Below are 19,126 nucleotides of genomic sequence, written 5' to 3'. Positions count from 1 at the left end.
GGCTCGACACGATCTCCAATGGCTGTCGTACGCCTTTCCGATCGTGTCCGGCCGGTGTAGGAATGGTTCGTGGCTGACATCGAAGTGGACGTCGTGGTCCTGGGCTGGGGAAAGGGCGGCAAGACCCTGGCCGGGGCACTCGGTCGGGCAGGCCGGAGCGTCGCCGTGGTCGAGCGCTCCGCGCAGATGTACGGCGGCAGCTGCATCAACATCAACTGTGTGCCGACCAAGGCCCTCGTCCATCAGGCCGAAGGTCGCCCGGACGGCGTGGACGCTCAGGACTGGTTCTCCGCTGCGATCGGCCAGCGCGACGACCTCGTCGCCAAACTGCGGGCCCGCAACCACGCCATGCTCGCGGAGGTCGACGCCGTCACGTTGATCGACGGCCATGCACGATTCATCGGCCCGCATCAGGTGGAGGTCCAGGCAGGCGACGATCGCCTGGTGATCGACGCGGAGACGGTGGTCGTGAACACCGGCACCATCCCGGCGGCCCCGGACATCGAGGGAGCGGCCGGCAGCTCTTGCGTGTACGACTCCACCACGCTGCAGCACGTCGAGCCGTTGCCCCGACGGCTGGTCGTCGTCGGTGGCGGGTACGTCGGCTTGGAGTTCGCCGGCATGTTCGCTCATTTCGGATCTCAGGTCACGCTGGTCGACCACCATGACGAGTTGATGCCCGGCGAAGACCGCGACGTCGCGGATGCCGTGCGGTCGCTGCTGGCCGATCAGGGCGTCGAGTTCATCCTCGGTGGCGCAATCGGCTCCGTGCGCGATGAGGGCGGCGCGAGCGCGCGGGTCGTCGTCGCGCCGTCCGAATCCGCCGACGCCACCGAGCTCGACGCCGATGCCGTGCTCCTCGCGACGGGCCGCCGGCCGGCGACGACGGATCTCGGTCTGGACGTGGCCGGGATCAGCACCGATGACCGCGGCTACGTGGTCGTGGACGAACGGCTGCGGACCTCAGTGTCCGGGGTGTTCGCGATCGGCGACGTGAGCGGCGGCCCGCAGTTCACGTACGTCTCCCTCGACGACTACCGGATCGTCCTTGACCAGCTCACCGGCGGCGGCACGCGTACGACGACCGATCGGGTCGCCGTACCGTCGACGACGTTCCTCACGCCACCGCTCGCCCGGGTAGGTCTCAACGAGAGCCAGGCGCGCGCACAGGGGCACGACTTCCTGGTCGCCACCAAGCGGGTCGCCGACATCGCCGCCATGCCCCGGCCGAAGATCGTGGGCGAGACCCACGGCTTGGTCAAGGTCATCGCCGACGCCCGGACCGACCAGATTCTGGGCGCCACCCTGTTCTGCGTGGATGCCCAGGAGGTCATCAACCTGGTGTCCCTCGCCATGCGCACGGGCACCACCGCCACACAGCTACGCGACAGCATGTGGACCCATCCGTCGAGCACCGAGGCGCTCAACGAGGTTCTCGCCGGACTGCAACCGTCAGGCTGAGTCGGCGGGCTGCTTCGGGGACCGCAACGCGACCTGGGTGTACGCGAGCGTCAGGAGCGCCACGATCGTCAGCAGCGACAAGCCGACCGTGTAGCCATGGCCGATTACGTCGTACGTCGCACCCATGACCAACGGCGGGAAGTACCCGCCGAGACCCCCGGCGGCGCCGACGAGGCCGGTCACGCTCCCGACCTGTGCCGACGGCGCACTGACCGCGACCCAGGCAAAGACGCCGCCCGACCCGAGCCCGAGGAACAACGCGAGCAGTACGAAGGCGGTGCCGGCCGGGATCTCCGGCTCGGGCTGCAATGCGACCACCACCGCCATGACCGCCGCGCCGAGCAACGAGACGCTGACCACCGGCTTCGGTCCGATGCGGTCCGACAGCACACCGCCGACCGGGCGAGCGATGACGGCGGCGATCGCGAACCCGGCCGTGCGCGTGCCCGCCTCGGTCAGGTCGAAGTCGTAGATGTCATTGAGGTACGTCGGTAGGTACGTCGAGAATGCCACGAAGCCGCCGAACGTCACCGCGTACAACAGCGAGAGCTGCCAGGTCACGCCGAGCCTGAGCGCACCGACGAGCTTGGGCACGAACGGTTCCGTGCTCGGCTTCCACTCGGGCGAATCCGTCATCAGCAACCAGCCGAGCCCCGCGGCGACGAGCATGGCAACCATCACGATCAGATGCGTCATCGTGTAGCCGAACCAGTCGACGAACCGCGGCGTGAAGAACGCGGACAGTGCGGTGCCACCCATCCCGGCCCCGAAGATGCCGGTCGCGAAGCCACGGCGCGACTTCTCGTACCAGGCGTTGAGAAACGGGATGCCGACCGCGAACGTCGTGCCGGCGATGCCGAGGAAGAAGCTGAACACGACCAGCAGCCCGTACGAGTCGGCGTTGCCGGCGACCGCGATGAGCAGTACGAACGGCGCGGCGACGACCATCAGCAGCGGCATCATCCGCCGCCCGCCGAACCGGTCGGTCAATCCACCGGCAACGATGCGGCCAACCGATCCGACCAGCACGGGCATCGCAACGAGCAGCGACTTCTGGTTCGGCGACAGATCGAGCTGCTCGGTGTAGTGCGTGCCGAGCGGCGCCACGATGTTCCACGCCCAGAAGCTGATGGTGAACAGCACTGTCGCAACGATCAGATTGCGGGTCGCGCGCTGCTCCATTGGTCCTCCTCAGCGGTCGCGGTCTCGCGTACCGACGGGCGACCATCCCCGCGGTGGAGTACGTGACCCCGACGCCGCGGCTCGATCGCGGCTGCGATAGACGATGTAGGGACGGAACAGGTAGTGCACGGGTGCGGTGAATGCATGAACGAGCCGGGTGAACGGCCACGACGCGAACAGCAACATCCCCACCAGCGCATGGATGTGGAACTGGATCGGCGCCGCGGCCATCGCGTCGACATCCGGCCGCAGGTAGAAGACCGAACGGAACCACGGGGATACGGTCTCGCGGTAGTTGTGTGCGTCGTGTCCCGCCCCGACGCTCACCAGCGTCGTCCACAGCCCGAGTGCGATCGCACCGACCAGCAGCACGTACATCGCCTTGTCGTTCCAGGTCGTCGCCATGAACACCGGGCCCGTACGCCGACGGCGATAGATCAAGATGATGATGCCGGCGAGGGTGCACAGTCCGGCGATGCCGCCGAAGAAGAGCGCGTTGAAGTGGTACATGTCCTCGGAGATGCCGAGCGCCTCGGTCCACGACTCGGGGACGACCAGCCCGCCGATATGGCCGACGAGCACGAGCAGGATGCCGAAGTGGAACATCGGCGAACCGATGCGCAGCAACCGCGACTCGTACAGCTGGGACGAGCGGGTCGTCCAGCCGAACTTGTCGTAGCGGTACCTCCAGATCGTGCCGCCGATCAGCACGGCGAGGGTCAGGTACGGGAGCACGCCCCAGAGCACGACGTCCATCAGGGCATCCCCTGCGTGGTCTCGTGTATCGGCAGCAGCCTCGGGTCGTACGGCTCGAGCCCGACCGACTCGGTGGGCGGACCCGCACCGGCCAACTGCATGACGGCGACCCGGTCGGCCGGAGATGCGCCGGGCAATGTCGTGCATACGGCCGTGACCACGCCCGCATACGGCGACTCCCTTTCCTGCAAGGCGATCCGCAACAGCTCGAGGCTCGGCCGGTACGCCTGTAGCAGCTCGTACCCGTCGTCGGGATCGACCAGCGACGCGTACTCGAGCACCATCGGGAGGAAGTCCGGCAGCTCGCCGCCGGTCTGCACGAGGAAGCCGCTGTCGCGGTAGCGCCGCTTGAACGACCCGAGCACCTCGCCGCGACGCCTGGTGTCACCGTCGGTCCAGTACGAGAGGTACAGCGCGTGCTTTCGCGAGAGGTCGAAGACCTCGACGTAGTGGCGCGTCAGCGCATCCAGCGGTGTCAGGGCCAGGTGATCGACGAAGTCACGGAGCAGCCGAGTCGGCTCGGAGTCGGCCTGCTCGGCGAGTGCCGCACGGAGAATGGGGAGTTGCTCGATCAGGTCCTCGTCCGGATATCCCAGGCACCACGACGCTGCCTGGTAGGCGACTCGGTTGCTCCTGCTCCTGGCCGCACTCATGACCGATCCTGCGGCGGGAACATGCCATCGGGTGTGCCGTTGCCGTCCCAGTTCAGCAGGTTCACCCGGCCGCGCAGCCCCTCAGACCCTGCGGGTTGGTCCGACGTCTGCCGTCGTCGAAGCGCCTCGAACGTCTCGACCGCCACCGGCGCCGGTTGACCGCTGGCCTCGCCGAACGGTCCCGACTCGTACATGCCCGGCCCGCCGTCGTAGTCGAGCGAGCAGCCGATCTCCTCGAGCTCATGCGCCTGCTCCACATGGGCTTTCGGAATCACGTACCGCTCGTCGTACTTCGCGATCGCCATCAGCCGATACATCTCGTACATCGACTCCTCGGACATGCCGACGTCCTCGGGTATCGAGGCGTCGGACTCACGTCCGAGGGTGATGTCGCGCATGTACGCGCGCATGGCGGCCAGCTTCTGGAGTACGCCCGTCACCGTGTCGGTGTCGCCGGCGGTGAACAGGCCGGCGAGATACTCGACCGGAATGCGGAGAGCCTCGATCGCACCGAACAGGTTGCCGCGGCCCTCTGCGTCATGCCCCTGTTCCTGCAGCAGATCGACGATCGGCGACAGCGGCGGCACGTACCAGACCATCGGCATGGTGCGGTACTCCGGATGCAACGGCAGCGCGATCCGGTACTTCTTCGCGAGCGCGTACACCGGCGACCGCCGGGCGGCGTCCATCCAGTCGTCGGGAATGCCGTCGCGCCTGGCCGCCTCGATGATCTCGGGGTCGGTCGGGTCGAGCATCAGATCGAGCTGTGCCTCGTAGAGATCCTGCTCGTCCGGCGTCGCGGCCGCCTCGGTCACCCGGTCGGCGTCGTACAGGAACAGCCCGAGGTAGCGCAGCCGGCCGACGCACGTCTCGGAGCACACCGTCGGCAGGCCGACCTCGATGCGGGGATAGCAGAACGTGCACTTCTCCGCCTTGCCCGACTTGTGGTTGAAGTAGATCTTCTTGTATGGGCAGCCGGTGATGCACTGCCGCCAGCCGCGGCAGCGGTCCTGGTCGACGAGCACGATGCCGTCCTCGGCCCGCTTGTAGATCGCGCCGGACGGGCAGGACGCCATGCACGACGGGTTGAGACAGTGCTCGCAGATGCGGGGCAGGAAGAACATGAATGTCTGCTCGTACTCGAACTTGATCTTGTTCTCCGACGTACGCCGGACCTGCTCGACCATCGGGTCGAGATGGCCCATCTCCGGCGCGCCGCCGAGATCGTCGTCCCAGTTGGCGGACCACTTGATCTTCGTGTCCGAGCCGGTGATCAGCGACTTCGGCCGGGCGACGGGGAAGTCGTCGCCGAGCGGCGCCTCGACGAGCGCCTGGTAGTCGTACGTCCATGGCTCGTAGTAGTCGTCGAGCTCGGGCTGGACCGGGCTGGCGAAGATGCTCAGCAGCCGCTTGACCCGACCGCCCGTCTTCAGCCGCAGCCTGCCGCGACGGTTGAGCTCCCACCCGCCACGCCAACGGTCCTGGTCCTCGTACCGACGCGGATACCCCTGGCCGGGCCGGGTCTCGACGTTGTTGAACCAGACGTACTCGGTGCCCGCGCGGTTTGTCCAGGCCTGCTTGCAGGTGACCGAGCAGGTGTGGCACCCGATGCACTTGTCGAGATTCATCACCATGCCCATCTGGGCCATGACCCGCATGTCTCCACCTCCCCTAGTACGTGACGTCCTGCGAGCGTTTGCGCACGGTCGACACCATGTCGCGCTGGTTGCCCGTGGGCCCGAGATAGTTGAACGCATACGAAAGCTGGGCGTACGCGCCGATCAGATGGGTGGGCTTGACCAGCAAGCGGGTGACCGAGTTGTGGATGCCGCCGCGCCTGCCGGTCGCCTCCGACTTCGGCACATCGATGGTGCGTTCCTGCGCGTGGTAGACGAAGACGACGCCGGTCGGCATGCGATGGCTGACGATTGCCCGACCGACGAGCACGCCGTTGGGGTTGACGCACTCGACCCAGTCGTTGTCCGCGACCTCGATCGCGTCGGCATCCGCAGGACTCATCCAGACGGTGGGCCCGCCGCGCGACAGCGACAGCATGAACAGGTTGTCCTGGTACTCGGAGTGGATCGACCACTTCGAGTGGGGTGTCAGGTAGCGCACCGTCACCTGGTTACCGCCGTTGGGCCCGAACGGCGGAGCGCCGAACAGCCGCTGCATGTCGACCGGCGGCCGGTACGTCGGCAGCTGCTCGCCGAGGTCGCTCATCCAGTCGTGGTCGAGGTAGAAGTGCATCCGACCGGTCAGCGTGTGGAACGGCTTCAATCTCTCGATGTTGACGGTGAACGGCGCGTACCTGCGCCCTCCCGTCTCGGAGCCCGACCACTCCGGCGAGGTGATGACGGGCACTGGGCCCCGCTGGGTGTCGGCGAACGTGATGCGGCGTTCCTCCGACCCTTCGGCGAGGTCGGCCAGCGGCTTGCCGACGCGACGCTCGAGCGTACGAAAGCCCTGCAGAGCAAGGGATCCGTTGGTCGTACCCGAGAACGCGAGTATCGCGTCGGCAAGCTTGGAATCGGTGTCTAGTGCCGGCCGCCCCGCCGCCGCTCCATGGCTCATCACGCCGTGATGGCTCGCGAGCCGGCGTACCTCTTCCTCGAGGTCGTACGTGACGTTCTTGACGGTGAACCCGAGCTCGTCGGCGAGCGGGCCCACTGCGCCGAGCTTGTCGGCGATCGCCGTGTAGTCGCGCTCGACGACGGTGAAGTTCGGCATCGTCTTACCTGGTTGAGGATCGGCATCGCCGTCGCGCCAGTCACGCGCGACGCCTCCTGGCTGCGCGGTCTGGCCAGGCGTGTCGTGCTGCATCGGCACACTGACCAGGTCGCGGCGAACGCCCAGGTGCGTCTTCGCCAACTCGGACAGCTTGCGTGCGATCAGGTGGAACGTCTCGAAGTCGGTCTTCGCCTCCCACGGGGGGTCGATCGCCGGGCTGAACGCGTGCACGAACGGATGCATGTCGGTCGACGACAGGTCGTGCTTCTCGTACCACGTCGCGGCCGGGAAGACGATGTCGGAGAGCAGCGTCGTCGAGGTCATCCGGAAGTCGGCGGACACCAGCAGGTCGAGCTTGCCCTCCGGCGCTTCGTCGCGCCAACGTACGTCGCGCGGGCGGCTCGACTCATCGACCGGCTCGGCCGTGGTGTTGGCGTGCGTACCGAGGAGGTGGCGTTGGAAGTACTCGCTGCCCTTGGCCGACGAGCCCATCAGGTTCGACCGCCAGAGCACGAGGGTGCGCGGCCAGTTCTGCGGCGCGTCCACGTCGTCGATGGCGGGCGTCAGGTCACCATCGGTGAGCTGCCGAGCGACGTACGTGGCCGCATCCGGGCTGTCGCCCGCATCAACCGCCGCGGTCGCGTCGTCGGCGACATCGAGCGGGTTGCGGTCGAACTGTGGATAGAACGGCATCCAGCCCATCCGCGCGGACGCGGCGATGGTGTCGGCGGTGTGCATCCCCGCGAGATGGCCGTCGGCGAGCGGGGACGCGAGTGCGTCGGCAGGGTAGCCGTCGGTGCGCCACTGGTCGGTGTGCATGTACCAGTAGGACGTGCCCGGCACCGTACGCGGCGGGCGCGACCAGTCGAGTGCGTTGGCGAGCGAGATCCAGCCGGTGATCGGACGACACTTCTCCTGCCCGACATAGTGCGCCCAGCCGCCGCCGTTGCGGCCCATGCAGCCGGTGAGCAGCAAGAGTGTCAGCACCGCGCGATAGGTCGCGTCGCCGTGGAACCACTGGCAGATGCCCGCGCCCATGATGATCATCGAGCGCCCGCCGGAGTCTTCGGCGTTCTTGGCGAACTCCCGCGCAATGCGGATGCACGCCTGCGCCGGCACGCTCGTGATGGACTCCTGCCAGGCCGGCGTGTAGGGCGTACTCGGGTCGTCGTACCCGCTCGGCCACTCACCGGGTAGTCCGTCACGCGCGACGCCGTACTGCGCCAGCATCAGGTCGTACACCGTGGTGACCAGCTGACCGCCCACCTCGCGTACGGGCACGCCACGGCGCAGCGTCTCGCCAGTGCCGTCGGTGCCGCCGTACGACGGCAGCAGCACCTCGGCGGACTCACCGCCGTACAGCGTGAGGCTCGGGTTGACGCCCTCCAGGTCGAGGTTCCACCGACCCTCCCCGCTCGCCGCGTAACGGAAGCCCATCGAGCCGTTGGGCACTACTGGTTCGCCGGTTTCCTCGTCGAGCACGACGGTCTTCCAGGCGTCCTCATCGTCGCTCGCACCGAGGTCGGCGCCGGTGAGGAACTTGCCCGGTACGAGGTCGCCGCCGCGCTCGCGGAGCCGGACCAGAAACGGCAGATCCGTGTATGTACGGACGTAGTCGGAGAAGAACGACACGTCGCGATCGACGAAGAACTCGCGCAGCATCACGTGACCCATCGCCATCGCGAGCGCGGCGTCGGTGCCGGCCTGTGCAGGCAGCCACTCGTCGGCGAACTTGGTGTTGTCGGCGTAGTCGGGGCTCACGGAGACGACCTTCGTGCCCCGGTAACGCACCTCGGTCATCCAATGTGCGTCGGGCGTACGCGTGACGGGCACGTTCGAGCCCCACATCATCAGGTACGTCGAGTCCCACCAGTCGCCCGACTCGGGTACGTCGGTCTGGTCGCCGAACACCTGCGGGCTCGCCACCGGGAGGTCGGCGTACCAGTCGTAGAACGACGTCATCGCGCCGCCGATGAGCTGGATGAAGCGGGTGCCGACACAGTGGGACACCATCGACATCGCCGGGATCGGCGAGAACCCGGCGCAACGATCGGGGCCATGGGTCTTGATGGTGTGTACGTGCGCCGCGGCGGTGATCTCGGTGGCTTCGTCCCACGAGATGCGGATCAGACCGCCCTTACCGCGGGCGCGTTGGTACGTACGACGGCGCTCCTCGTCGCCGACGACGTCCGCCCAGGCGAGCACCGGATCGCCCAGCCGCCGCTTCGCCTCGCGGTACATCTCGACCAGCACGCCGCGGGCGTACGGATAGCGGACCCGGGTCGGCGAGTAGGTGTACCACGAGAAGGCGGCGCCTCTCGGGCAGCCGCGGGGCTCGTACTCGGGGCGATCGGGTCCGACGGAGGGGTAGTCGGTCTGCTGCGACTCCCAGGTGATGATGCCGTCCTTGACGTACACCTTCCAGGAGCACGAGCCCGTGCAGTTGACGCCGTGGGTGGAGCGGACGACCTTGTCGTGGCTCCAGCGGTCGCGGTAGAACACGTCGCCCTGACGCCCGCCCTTGCGGAAGACCGCACGACCGTCGTCGGTCTCGTCCCACTTCGTGAAGTAGCGCCCGACCTTCAGCAGGGCATCGGACGCGTTGCCATCGATTCCCGCACTGACTCCCTCAGGCATGGAAACACGGTAGGCCCAAAATGGCATACGTGCACGCTGCGTGATCGCGTGCCGGACACTGTCAGACGGGTTCCGGCTCGGTGTCGAGCTCCGCGTCGAGGCGGTCGTGGGAGATGATCGACTGCAGCGCCCGCAACGACGCGCTCGCCTCTCCGCCCCAGGACGAGACGTACGAGAACTGCCACCACCAGAGGGCTTCCTCGACCCGACCGGCGTCGTGATGCTTCAGGCCGTGCGCGACGCTGGCCGCGATCGACGCGATGTCGTCGGAGATGCGCGACGTCACCAGCTCGGGCGGGTGGAAGTACGGGTCGAAGACCTCGGTGTACTCGTCGAAGCCGGACAGAGTCTCGGCAAGCGACCCCCGGATCGCATCGAGGTCCGGGTCGGGCCCGACGTCGGTCTCGTACTTGTCCTCGGGCACGAAGTCGACCTGCGCCGCGAGGCGTGCGCCGGCGAGCAGCAGCTGGCTCACCTCGAGCAGCAACAGCGGGATGGTCTTGCCGAGCTCGCGAGTCGAGGCCATCGCTCGTACCGCGATCAAAAAGCTCTTCGTCTGGTCGGCCACCGACTGGCCGAGATCCTCGATGTCGCTGCTCGCCACATCCTCACTCAACGCGGAGCTCTCGCTCGATTTCGGCTCAGTCATCGACGGACCTCCTCCCCTCGAACGCTCGTCCCAAGGTGACCTCGTCTGCGTATTCGAGATCTCCTCCTACCGGTAGTCCACTCGCCAGCCGGGTTACGCGCAACCCTAGCGGCTTGAGCAGGCGGGTGAGATACGTCGCGGTCGCCTCCCCCTCGAGGTTCGGGTCGGTAGCGATGATGACCTCGCCGACCGTGCCGTCGGCGAGCCGCGTCATCAGATCCTTGATGCGCAGCTCATCGGGCCCGATGCCCTCGATGGGCGAGATCGCGCCGCCGAGGACGTGGTAACGGCCGCGGAACTCACGGGTGCGCTCGATCGCGACGACGTCCTTGGACTCCTCCACGACGCAGATCACCGTCTCGATCCGCCGCGGGTCGGCACAGATGCGGCACTTCTCCGCCTCCGCGACATTGCCGCAGACGACGCAGAAACGGACCTTGTCCTTGACCTCGGTCAGGACGTCGGCGAGTCGGCGTACGTCGGCGGGCTCGGCGTCGAGCACGTGGAACGCGATGCGCTGTGCGCTCTTGGGGCCGATGCCCGGCAGCCGCCCGAGCTCGTCGATGAGGTCTTGGACGATCCCTTCGTACACAGCGGTTGCCGGCGCCTTCCTACTGGAAGCCGAGCGGGTTGGTGCCACCCGGTAGCTCGGGCCCGCCCTCGCCGAAGCCGCCGGCGAGCGGGCCGAGCCGCTCGGCCGCGAGGTCGTTCGCCTTGTCGGACGCATCGCGTACCGCCGCGACGATCATGTCGCCGAGCGTCTCGGTGTCGTCCGGGTCGACGGCCGCGGGCTTGATGTCCACCGACACGAGGTCCCCGGTGCCGGTGACAGTGGCGTTCACGAGCCCGTTGGCGGCGGAGCCGACGACGTGTTCCTCGGCGAGCTGGTCCTTTGCCGCAACCAGCTGCTCCTGCATCTGCTGAGCCTGCGCGAGCAGCTGCGACATGTCGGGCATGCCTTGTCCTTCACCGAACACGGTCTTCTCCTTGTCGTTGCCGGCCGTGTCCCGCCAGCCTACGGCGTCGGGCCTGACCCGCCGGCGTACGGGCTCATCGGCGCGGTGGGCAGGGCGTGTCTGCCTGTCCGGCGTCGAGCAGCGAGCGGGATAGCCGCGCCGATATGGCAAGGCGCGGGAGTGAAATTGGAGTCGGATCTCCCATGAACGACCGCAACGTAGCCAGATCGGATGCGGGATCACGCGAGCCGGCGGCGGATGGGCAGACGCGACCTGGGCCGCAACCGGGTGACCGCGACGCCGACGAGGCACAACCCGCCGCCGACGAAGGCGAGCGGTGGCGGCAGCTCGCCGAGGGCGACGGCCGACATGGCGATCACGATCGCGGGCACCAGGTAGGTGGTGGCGCCCATCTTGCCGGCGTCGGTACGCGCGAGCGCGTACGCCCAGGTGGTGAACGCGACCGCAGTGGGCCCGACACCGAGGTAGATCAGGCCCACGATCGACCCGGCGGACGCATCGGCCGTCTGCTCCCAGAGTCCGGGGGTGAACGGGAGGCAGGCGATCGTGCCCGCGAGGCAGCCGAGCCACGTCGCGGGCAACGCCGAAACCGTGCGGAGCACGGGCTTCTGCAGGGTGACGGCCGCCGCGTAGCAGACCGCGGCGACCAGGCACAAGACGATGCCGATGCCGTCGATCTCGTGATCGCCGCCCGCGCCGACCGAGATGACCGTGACGCCGACGAATGCGATGCCGCCGCCGACGAGCAGCTGCCGGGCGAAGCCCTCGCCGAGGAACACGCCGGCGCTCAGCGCGAGGAGCACCGGGCCGACGTTGACCAGCAAGGCCGCCGTACCGGCGTCGAGATGGCGCTCGCCGGCGTTCAGCGCAACGTTGTAGCCCCCGAACCAGAGCACGCCGTAGATGGCGATGAGGCCGAGCTCGCGTTTGCCGCGCGGCAGCTCGACACCTCGGATCACGACGATCACTCCGAGGGCGATCGTGCCGACCAACTGCCGGCCGAGCGCCAGGGCGCCGGGGTCGAACGAGTCGCCGACGGCCCGAATGCCCACGAACGCCGATGCCCACATCAGCACGGTCGTACCGGCGGCCGCCCACGCGAGGTAGGGACGCTCGTGGGTATCGGTCGACACCGAAGTCTTCGCGTTCACGTACATATCCTCGTCGTTGGTGGTGACAGTGTGCGCGCGGATTTCGGACATAGCGCCGCGACTTCCCGCCATTGCCGGTCAGGCTATTGCGCCGACACTTCGGCGCAGGCCGAATCGTCGCGGACGTACGCTTGCGATCATGAGTGGAGAAGCGGACCTCGCGAAGCCGGCCGCGCTGATGGCCGAACCCGCTCGGGCGGCCATGCTGGTCGCTCTGCTCGACGGCTCCGAGCGTCCCGCGTCGGAGCTCGCCCAGGTGGCCGGCGTCTCCGCGTCGACCGCCAGCGAGCACCTGAACCGGCTGACGTCGGGCGGTCTCGTCAACGTCCGCCGCGCAGGGCGCCACCGCTACTTCCGCCTGCGCAACGCCGACGTCGCCGGCGCCGTCGAGGCCCTCGCGGCGATCGCGCCGCGGCTGCGGGTCGACTCCCTGCGCGCCGCGCGTACCGGCCGGGCGATCGCGTACGCGCGAACCTGCTACGACCACCTGGCGGGCCAGCTCGGCGTCGCCATCACCGACGCGCTCGTCTCGCGCGGGGTGATCGGGCCGCTGCGGCCCGGCGAGGTCGGCCGGATCGTGACACCCGACTCGCCCCTACTGCGCACGCTCGACTTCGACATCGAGTCATCGCGTCGCCGCCCCGACGTACGCGGCTGCCTCGACTGGACGCATCGCCGCCCGCACGTCGCCGGCCGGCTCGGCGCCGGCGTGCTCACGTACCTCGAGGAGCAGCGGTGGATCGTACGCTCGCGCAGCGACCGCTCGTTGAGGGTCGAGGACGCGGGCCGGGACGGGATTGCACAGCTGTTCGGTGTCGACGTGACCGCACTCGACCCGGCGGCCTAGGCGTGCGGTCGCCGGGCGGCCGGTAGCGAGCGCGTTGCCACGATCATGGCGAGCAGCATCGCGCCGATGGCTGTCGCGCACGCGCCGCCCCACCCAACCACTTCGACGGCGGTCGCGCCGATCGCAATCCCGGCAGTTCCTCCGATGAAGTACACCACCATGTACGCACCGTTGTACTGGGCCGGACGATCGGGTTCGAGGGCCAACACGCGGGACTGGTTCGCCACCTGAGCGGCGAACAATCCGGCATCGAAGAGGGCCAGACCGACCATGAACGGCAGTGCCAGCTCGATCGTGAGAGACATCAACACGGCGCTCGCCACCGACAGGGACAGGCCTCCGATGACCACTCGGCGCGTGCCCACCCTGTCGGCCAGCCGACCCGCGAACGGGGTGACCGCGACCCCCAGCAGTCCGGCCAAGGCGTACAACCCGATTCGACTGGCCGATAACGAGATCGGGGGCGCAGCCAGCGCAAGCGACGATGCGACCCACACGAGGCTGAATGCGAAGAACCAGAGCGCACCGGCGACTGCCGAGGTCAGTAGCCTGCGATCGGTGGTTACCAGCTTGGGCAGCGCACGAATGACCGCAGAGTACGACTGTCGCGCCGACATCGTCCTACCCGGAAGGGAACGCAGCGCGGCCGCAGCGAGAGCGAGGCTGGCGACGAGGAGGCATCCGAGCATGCCGCGCCAACCCAGCACATCGGCGAGCGTCCCGCCCACGATCCTGCCCAGCACGATTCCAGCCGAAATCCCCGCAGTCACCGTTCCGACTGCTTGCCCGCGAGTCGCGCGCGGGGCGTATCGGCCTGCCAAGCTGCTCATCTGCGCCCCGGTGCTCGCACAGAGGCCGGACAGCAGTAGCGCCGTGCCCAGGACCGGTGCGTTCGGCGCGGTCGCCGCGAGCCCCATCGACAACGCGAGCCCGCTCAGCTGCGCGGCGATCAGGCGATTCGAGCGCACCCGGTCGGCCAACGGAACCAGCAACGCCAAACCCAGCAGGTAGCCCAGGATCGGCGCGCTCGCCACGACCCCGATGCCGGAGACGCTGGCGCCGAGGTCCCCGGCGACGGTGTGGAGCTCAGGTTGCAGGACATATGAGGTTGAGGTCGCCACAGCTGCTGCAATCGTCATCGTGGGTATGGCGGTCGTACCCAACCCGCGGGCGCTGTCGTTCGCCGTGTCTGCGGCACTGCTCGTCATCACGGCCTCGACGCTAGGCGGGGCCGCGATCTCGATCTGGCGGCTTTCGGCCGTCACGGCCAGCTTTGGTGTTTCGGCGCGCTCCGTCGGTTCGGGCTTCACCTTCCGTGCGCTGAGCTTCTGCCTTCAGCGGTTCCGTTCGCTGGGCTTCCGCCTTCACCGTTTGCCGTTTCGCTGGGCTTCTGCCTTCACCTTTTCCCGTTCGCTGGGCTTCTGCCTTCATCGTTTCCCGTGCGCTTCGGTGCAGACCGCATGGCGGCGACGAGGATCCGTACCCGGTGGGCCCGGGTTGCCGGTCGGCTTTCCCTGGCTTTCGCTTCTACCTTCGTCGTTGCCGTGTGCTTTGGTTGCCGGCTCCGGCCCGGTGCCGGGGAAGGAATCTGCGTTTGGGTCGCTATCCGTACCCAAACGCAGATTCTCTCCCGCCGCCGACCACACCTCGCACACTTCTCGAAAACCTTCTCGAACATTTCTTACATTCCCTTGTGGATAAGGCCTCTGGGCATCCTGTTCTGTCGGTGGCGGGTGGCAGAATAGGTTCTATGAGGGCGGCCACACTCACCGACGACACCGGGTCCAAGGACGGGCTCGACATCGCGTTGGATGCGCGGCGTCGGATCGCGCAGACCGAGGCCGCCCAGTACGACGCGCTGACCACCTACCTGGGCCAGGTCGCCGCGCAGCCCCTCGCACGGGCCGGCGGGGTCAACGAGTGGACCCGCTACGGCGGGTCCGGCACCCCGAGCGTGTCGGAGTACGCCGCCTGTGAGGTCGGCCCCGCACTGGGCTTGAGTGCGTCCGGCGGGCGGGATCTGATCGCCGACGCCCTCGACCTCACCTACCGCCTCCCGCAACTGTTCGCCTGCCTGCACGAAGGTTCGGTCGATGCGTGGCGGATCCGGAAAGTCGCCCGCAAGACCCGACGATTCACGATCGCCCAGGCCGGCGACGCCGACCGGCGCCTGTCCGCAGCGAATGTGGACGGGACGCCGTTGATCGCGCGGGTCGGCATGGGGCGGGTCCAGCAGATCCTGGACCAGATCCGCATCGTCGAAGACCCCGACGACCCCGAAAACCAGCGCAACGAGAACAGTGCTCGGCGGAGTGTGTCGATCTGGGGTGACGACGGCGTCGCCCGCATCTCCGGCACCCTGTCGCTCGACGACGGGAAACGGCTGGACCAACGCCTCGACCAGATCGTCGAATCGCTCCGCTTCCTCGGCGACAACCGCCCTCACGGCATCCTGCGCTCGGTCGCGCTCGGGATGCTCGACGAACCCGACTCCCTCGACAACCTCTACCACCAGGTCCAGGCAGCCCGCGCCGACCAGCCCGGCGACGGAGGGTCGCCCGAACGGTCACGTCGAGCCCGCCGCTCCGGCTCGCGGCACACCGTTCTGTACGTCCATTTCGACCGGTGCTGGGGCACCTGGTCGATCGAAGACGTCGGCGCCATCACCCGCTCCGAAGCCGCCGAGATCCTCGGCCACTCCCACATCACCGTCAAACCCGTCATCGACCTCGAGACCACCATCTCCGCCACCGGCTACGTCGCACCACCACGGTTGAAGGAACAGCTCGCGCTGGCCAACGCGAGTATCTGCACCTTCCCCCACTGCACGCGTCCGGCCAGGGTCGGCGACTACGACCACATCATCAACCACACCGACGGCGGTCCGACCGACTCGAGAAACGGCCACCGACTATGTAGGTATCACCACCGGGCGAAGACCTTCACCGCATGGACCGTGCAATCACCCGCACCCGGGATCTGGCTCTGGCAATCACCCGCCGGACGGTCGTACCTCGTCACCGGCGGCACCACCACCAAACTCCCCGGCCGCGTGGCCAAGACCATCCAGCACAGGCGAAAACACGACGCCGCTTAGGTTCCCCCGTCGCGACAGCACCACCGCGGCGGGGCACCGGCATGCCACCCAACGCGATGTTCGCCCGGAGCAGAGCGCCTTGCGGGTCGAGCCGCGCCCGAGCAGGCTCGAACCATGACCAAACCGATAGAGCTATCGGTCATCGCGATGCCGACCGGCCAGCCGCAGTGGACGGCGCTCGCTCGTCGATGCGAGGCGATCGGCGCGCGGGCGCTCCTCGTGCCCGACCACCCGGGCAGCGGACCGTCGCCGTACGTCGCTCTGGCAGCCGCCGCGGCCACGACATCGACGCTGCGACTGTCGAGCTACGTGTCCAACGCGGGCGTACGTCACCCGCTGCTGCTCGCCGGCGACGTTGCGACGCTCGACGTCGTGTCGGACGGCCGTGCAGAGCTGGCGATCGGCGCCGGACACACCCCGGCCGAGTGGCAGATGATCGGTCGCGACCGCCCAGAGTCCCGCGAACGAGTACGTGAATTCATCCGGGTCGCCGGGGCAGCGCGGGCGCTGTTGGCCGGTGAGTCCGTTGACGGAGCGAGCGTCGGCGCCCGCAGCGATTTGCGCCTCGACGAACCGGTCCGAATCCAGCAATCAGTGCCGATGCTGGTGGGCGGCGGCAACCCCGACCTGCTCGACTGGGCAGGGTCCAACGCCGACGCGGTCGGACTGAGTGGTCTCGGTCGCACGCTCCCCGATGGTCACCGCCACACCGTGCGATGGTCGACGGCACGAATCGACGCGCAGACCGGCCGGGTACGCGATGCGGCCGCGACCGCAGGCGTACCGACGCCCCCGATCGAGGCGCTCGTTCAGTACGTGCGAGAGACGTCCGACCGTGCCGCCGCGGCCGCCGAGATCGCAAATCGAGCCGATGCGTCGAACGAGGACGTGCTCCACGCACCGTACGTACTGCTCGGCACGATCGAGCAGATCGTCGAACAGCTCTACGCGGCGCGTGAGCGCTGGGGCATCTCGCGGTGGGCGGTGCGCGAAGACGGACTCGACGTGGCCGAACGGGTGCTGGCCGTACTGCGAGCGTGAGGCGCTAGTCCGAGGGCGTCTCGTCGATCACGGTGGCGCCCAGCTCGCTGGCGAGCAGTGCCTCCGGATCGAGGTCGTCGGAGCCGACCGACGGATCGTCGCGATCGGCGACTGAGTCGGACTCCGCCGCACGCTCGCTCGACTCCGCGCCGCTCGACTGGCTCCTCGTCGGTCGGATCGCCTCACGCACCGCGCTCGACTCCGAGCGCGACGGCTCGGGCGTACGCGCCGGAGCAGGATCGGGCGCCGCCCGGGTCGGCGCGGCGGGCGACTCGACCTGCGCGGACGGATCTACGATCGCCTCGATGCGCAGGTCGGCACCGAACTCGTCGATCAGGGCCTGTCGCAGAATCTCGTCGGACCCACTGCGCGCAAAGGAATCACGCGCTCCGGCGTTGACGAGCGAAAGGGTGAGGACATTGCCCTCGATCGAGTGGACCTGTGCGTTCTGACTGAGCATCACCCAGGTGAACCGCCGCTTGCGCATGACTCGCTCGAGCACGTCGGGCCACAGCCGGCGTACGTCGACAACCGTGAGCCGGGTGGCATCACCATCTGCCGTTGGCGCCTCGTCGGCCGACGCCTCGGGCTCGGGTGTCGGCTGGGGCTCGGAAGATGTCGGCGGCTCGGCCTCGGGTGTCGGCTCGGGCGTGGATAAGGCCGCCTCGGGCTCGGGTGGCGGTGGCTCCGTCGACGTCGCAGCGGGGGTGGGCTCGGCCGGTGTCGCGGCGGGGGTGGGCTCGGGAGACGTCGGCGGCTCGGTCACCTCGGCGACCGGGGCCGGCCGCGCTGCCGGCTGTCCGGACGCCGTGTGGTCGCCGACGATCGACATCCGACGTTCGAGCCGGTCGAGACGGGCACCGACGCCCTCACTCGAGTGGTCAGCGGCCGGCAGCAGAATGCGCGAGCACATCAACTCGAGTAGCAGCCGCGGCGCCGTCGCGCCACGAAGCTCGGTCAGGCCCGCACTGACGATGTCGGCGCTACGGGTCAGCTCGGACGGGCCAAATCGCGCGGCCTGACCACTCAACCGCTCGGCCATGTCGTCGGGTATGTCGAGCAGCGCCTTCTCGATCGCGTCCGGGACGGCAGCGACGATGATCAGGTCGCGGAGTCGCTGCAACAGGTCTTCGGCGAACCGGCGGGGATCCTGCCCCGTCTCGATCACCTTGTCGATGGCACCGAAAACCGACGAACCGTCGCCCGCGGCGAGCGCGTCGATCACCTCGTCGAGCAGCGAGTCGGGCGTGTAGCCGAGCAGCGCGACCGCGAGGTCGTACGTGACGCCGTCGGGCCCGGCGCCGCCGAGCAGCTGGTCGAGAACGCTGAGCGTGTCGCGCACCGACCCGGCCCCCGCGCGCACGATCAGTGGCAACGCGGTGGGCTCGATCGTGACGCCTTCCTTCTCGCACAGCATCGAGAGGTAGTCGCTCAGCAGCTTCGGCGGGACCAGCCGGAAGGGATAGTGGTGCGTACGCGAGCGGATCGTGCCGATGACCTTGTCGGGCTCGGTCGTCGCAAAGATGAACTTCAGGTGCGCCGGCGGCTCCTCGACGAGCTTGAGCAGCGCATTGAAGCCCTGGCTCGAGACCATGTGGGCCTCGTCGACGATATAGATCTTGTACGGACTGTTGACGGGGGCGAAGAACGCCCGCTCCCGCAGATCTCGTGCGTCGTCGACGCCGCCGTGGCTCGCGGCGTCGATCTCGATGATGTCGATCTGCTCCGACGTGTCGTCCGGCGCCACCCCGTTGAGCTGTCGGGCGAGGATGCGGGCACTCGTCGTCTTGCCGCAACCCCGCGGCCCCGAGAAGAGGTACGCGTGGTGCACCCGGTTGTTGGCCAGGGCGTACTTCAGTGGTTCGGTGACATGGGACTGCCCGATGACCTCGTCGAAGCTGGTCGGGCGGTAACGGCGATAGAGGGCGAGGGGTGGTTCCACACT

General features: G+C 68.3%; 15 protein-coding genes. 4 read left to right on the top strand and 11 right to left on the bottom strand.

Features of this window, described 5'->3' with window-relative positions; genetic code table 11:
• Nucleotides 1–69 precede the first annotated feature (69 nt).
• A complete protein-coding gene (locus L0C25_RS11840) occupies nucleotides 70–1,461 on the top strand; it encodes an FAD-dependent oxidoreductase (protein ID WP_271636691.1) in 1,392 nt (463 codons plus the stop codon).
• Here L0C25_RS11840 and L0C25_RS11835 read toward each other — a convergent pair.
• The 9 genes from L0C25_RS11835 to L0C25_RS11795 all read right to left on the bottom strand — a co-directional run bounded on the left by L0C25_RS11835 (nucleotide 1,453) and on the right by L0C25_RS11795 (nucleotide 12,196).
• On the bottom strand, nucleotides 1,453–2,643 hold the full coding sequence (locus L0C25_RS11835) for an MFS transporter (protein WP_271636690.1): 1,191 nt from the start codon (nucleotides 2,641–2,643) through the stop codon (nucleotides 1,453–1,455). The two genes, L0C25_RS11840 and L0C25_RS11835, sit on opposite strands and share 9 nt — an antisense overlap.
• Before the next feature lie 9 nt (nucleotides 2,644–2,652).
• Nucleotides 2,653–3,399 carry a respiratory nitrate reductase subunit gamma gene (gene narI, locus L0C25_RS11830; RefSeq protein WP_271636689.1) on the bottom strand — a complete coding sequence of 249 codons (747 nt, stop codon included), beginning with the start codon at nucleotides 3,397–3,399 and terminating at the stop codon, nucleotides 2,653–2,655.
• Nucleotides 3,399–4,052, bottom strand: coding sequence for a nitrate reductase molybdenum cofactor assembly chaperone (gene narJ, locus L0C25_RS11825; RefSeq protein WP_271636688.1), 654 nt, complete (start codon nucleotides 4,050–4,052; stop codon nucleotides 3,399–3,401). Before narJ ends, narI begins: the two co-directional genes overlap by 1 nt.
• Complete coding sequence (narH, locus tag L0C25_RS11820) at nucleotides 4,049–5,710, bottom strand: nitrate reductase subunit beta (protein WP_271636687.1); 1,662 nt, start codon at nucleotides 5,708–5,710, stop codon at nucleotides 4,049–4,051. The genes narJ and narH overlap by 4 nt, the downstream gene beginning before the upstream one ends.
• 13 nt (nucleotides 5,711–5,723) lie before the next feature.
• Nucleotides 5,724–9,419 (bottom strand): nitrate reductase subunit alpha, encoded by a 3,696-nt coding sequence (locus L0C25_RS11815; protein WP_271636686.1) that lies wholly within the window; start codon nucleotides 9,417–9,419, stop codon nucleotides 5,724–5,726.
• A 61-nt stretch (nucleotides 9,420–9,480) separates the two neighbouring features.
• Nucleotides 9,481–10,068: a DUF5063 domain-containing protein gene (locus tag L0C25_RS11810; RefSeq protein WP_271636685.1), complete on the bottom strand. Its 588-nt coding sequence runs from the start codon at nucleotides 10,066–10,068 to the stop codon at nucleotides 9,481–9,483.
• Nucleotides 10,061–10,660, bottom strand: coding sequence for a recombination mediator RecR (gene recR / locus L0C25_RS11805; protein WP_271636684.1), 600 nt, complete (start codon nucleotides 10,658–10,660; stop codon nucleotides 10,061–10,063). Before recR ends, L0C25_RS11810 begins: the two co-directional genes overlap by 8 nt.
• Nucleotides 10,661–10,679: 19 nt before the next feature.
• Entirely contained in the window at nucleotides 10,680–11,024 is a 345-nt protein-coding gene (locus L0C25_RS11800; protein WP_271636683.1) for a YbaB/EbfC family nucleoid-associated protein, read from the bottom strand.
• Between the two features lie 239 nt (nucleotides 11,025–11,263).
• Nucleotides 11,264–12,196 (bottom strand): DMT family transporter, encoded by a 933-nt coding sequence (locus tag L0C25_RS11795; RefSeq protein WP_271636682.1) that lies wholly within the window; start codon nucleotides 12,194–12,196, stop codon nucleotides 11,264–11,266.
• A 139-nt stretch (nucleotides 12,197–12,335) separates the two neighbouring features.
• Between L0C25_RS11795 and L0C25_RS11790 the strand changes: the two genes are divergently transcribed.
• Entirely contained in the window at nucleotides 12,336–13,043 is a 708-nt protein-coding gene (locus L0C25_RS11790) for an ArsR/SmtB family transcription factor (RefSeq protein ID WP_271636681.1), read from the top strand.
• On the opposite strand, the gene L0C25_RS11785 is transcribed toward L0C25_RS11790, so the two are convergent.
• On the bottom strand, nucleotides 13,040–14,251 hold the full coding sequence (locus L0C25_RS11785; RefSeq protein ID WP_271636825.1) for an MFS transporter: 1,212 nt from the start codon (nucleotides 14,249–14,251) through the stop codon (nucleotides 13,040–13,042). The genes L0C25_RS11790 and L0C25_RS11785 overlap by 4 nt on opposite strands.
• A gap of 542 nt (nucleotides 14,252–14,793) precedes the next feature.
• Between L0C25_RS11785 and L0C25_RS11780 the strand changes: the two genes are divergently transcribed.
• Nucleotides 14,794–16,140: an HNH endonuclease signature motif containing protein gene (locus L0C25_RS11780; protein WP_271636680.1), complete on the top strand. Its 1,347-nt coding sequence runs from the start codon at nucleotides 14,794–14,796 to the stop codon at nucleotides 16,138–16,140.
• Nucleotides 16,141–16,254: 114 nt separating this feature from the next.
• Nucleotides 16,255–17,181, top strand: a complete 927-nt coding sequence (locus L0C25_RS11775) for an LLM class flavin-dependent oxidoreductase (protein ID WP_271636679.1) — start codon at nucleotides 16,255–16,257, stop codon at nucleotides 17,179–17,181.
• Nucleotides 17,182–17,185: 4 nt separating this feature from the next.
• Here the strand turns inward: L0C25_RS11775 and L0C25_RS11770 are convergent, their stop codons facing one another.
• Nucleotides 17,186–19,123, bottom strand: a complete 1,938-nt coding sequence (locus tag L0C25_RS11770) for a DNA polymerase III subunit gamma and tau (RefSeq protein ID WP_271636678.1) — start codon at nucleotides 19,121–19,123, stop codon at nucleotides 17,186–17,188.
• Nucleotides 19,124–19,126: the final 3 nt, after the last annotated feature.

It is taken from the genome of Solicola gregarius, from assembly GCF_025790165.1.
Classification (GTDB): domain Bacteria; phylum Actinomycetota; class Actinomycetes; order Propionibacteriales; family Nocardioidaceae; genus Solicola; species Solicola gregarius.
This window is presented reverse-complemented; position numbering and strand designations above follow the sequence as displayed.

Bases quoted from the DNA above. Each gene is read 5' to 3' on its own strand.
- L0C25_RS11835 (WP_271636690.1), bottom strand. From the start codon at position 2,643: ATGGAGCAGCGCGCGACCCGCAATCTGATCGTTGCGACAGTGCTGTTC.
- narI (WP_271636689.1), bottom strand. From the start codon at position 3,399: ATGGACGTCGTGCTCTGGGGCGTGCTCCCGTACCTGACCCTCGCCGTG.
- narJ (WP_271636688.1), bottom strand. From the start codon at position 4,052: ATGAGTGCGGCCAGGAGCAGGAGCAACCGAGTCGCCTACCAGGCAGCG.
- narH (WP_271636687.1), bottom strand. From the start codon at position 5,710: ATGCGGGTCATGGCCCAGATGGGCATGGTGATGAATCTCGACAAGTGC.
- L0C25_RS11815 (WP_271636686.1), bottom strand. From the start codon at position 9,419: ATGCCTGAGGGAGTCAGTGCGGGAATCGATGGCAACGCGTCCGATGCC.
- L0C25_RS11810 (WP_271636685.1), bottom strand. From the start codon at position 10,068: ATGACTGAGCCGAAATCGAGCGAGAGCTCCGCGTTGAGTGAGGATGTG.
- L0C25_RS11800 (WP_271636683.1), bottom strand. From the start codon at position 11,024: ATGCCCGACATGTCGCAGCTGCTCGCGCAGGCTCAGCAGATGCAGGAG.
- L0C25_RS11790 (WP_271636681.1), top strand. From the start codon at position 12,336: ATGAGTGGAGAAGCGGACCTCGCGAAGCCGGCCGCGCTGATGGCCGAA.
- L0C25_RS11785 (WP_271636825.1), bottom strand. From the start codon at position 14,251: ATGACGAGCAGTGCCGCAGACACGGCGAACGACAGCGCCCGCGGGTTG.
- L0C25_RS11780 (WP_271636680.1), top strand. From the start codon at position 14,794: ATGAGGGCGGCCACACTCACCGACGACACCGGGTCCAAGGACGGGCTC.
- L0C25_RS11775 (WP_271636679.1), top strand. From the start codon at position 16,255: ATGACCAAACCGATAGAGCTATCGGTCATCGCGATGCCGACCGGCCAG.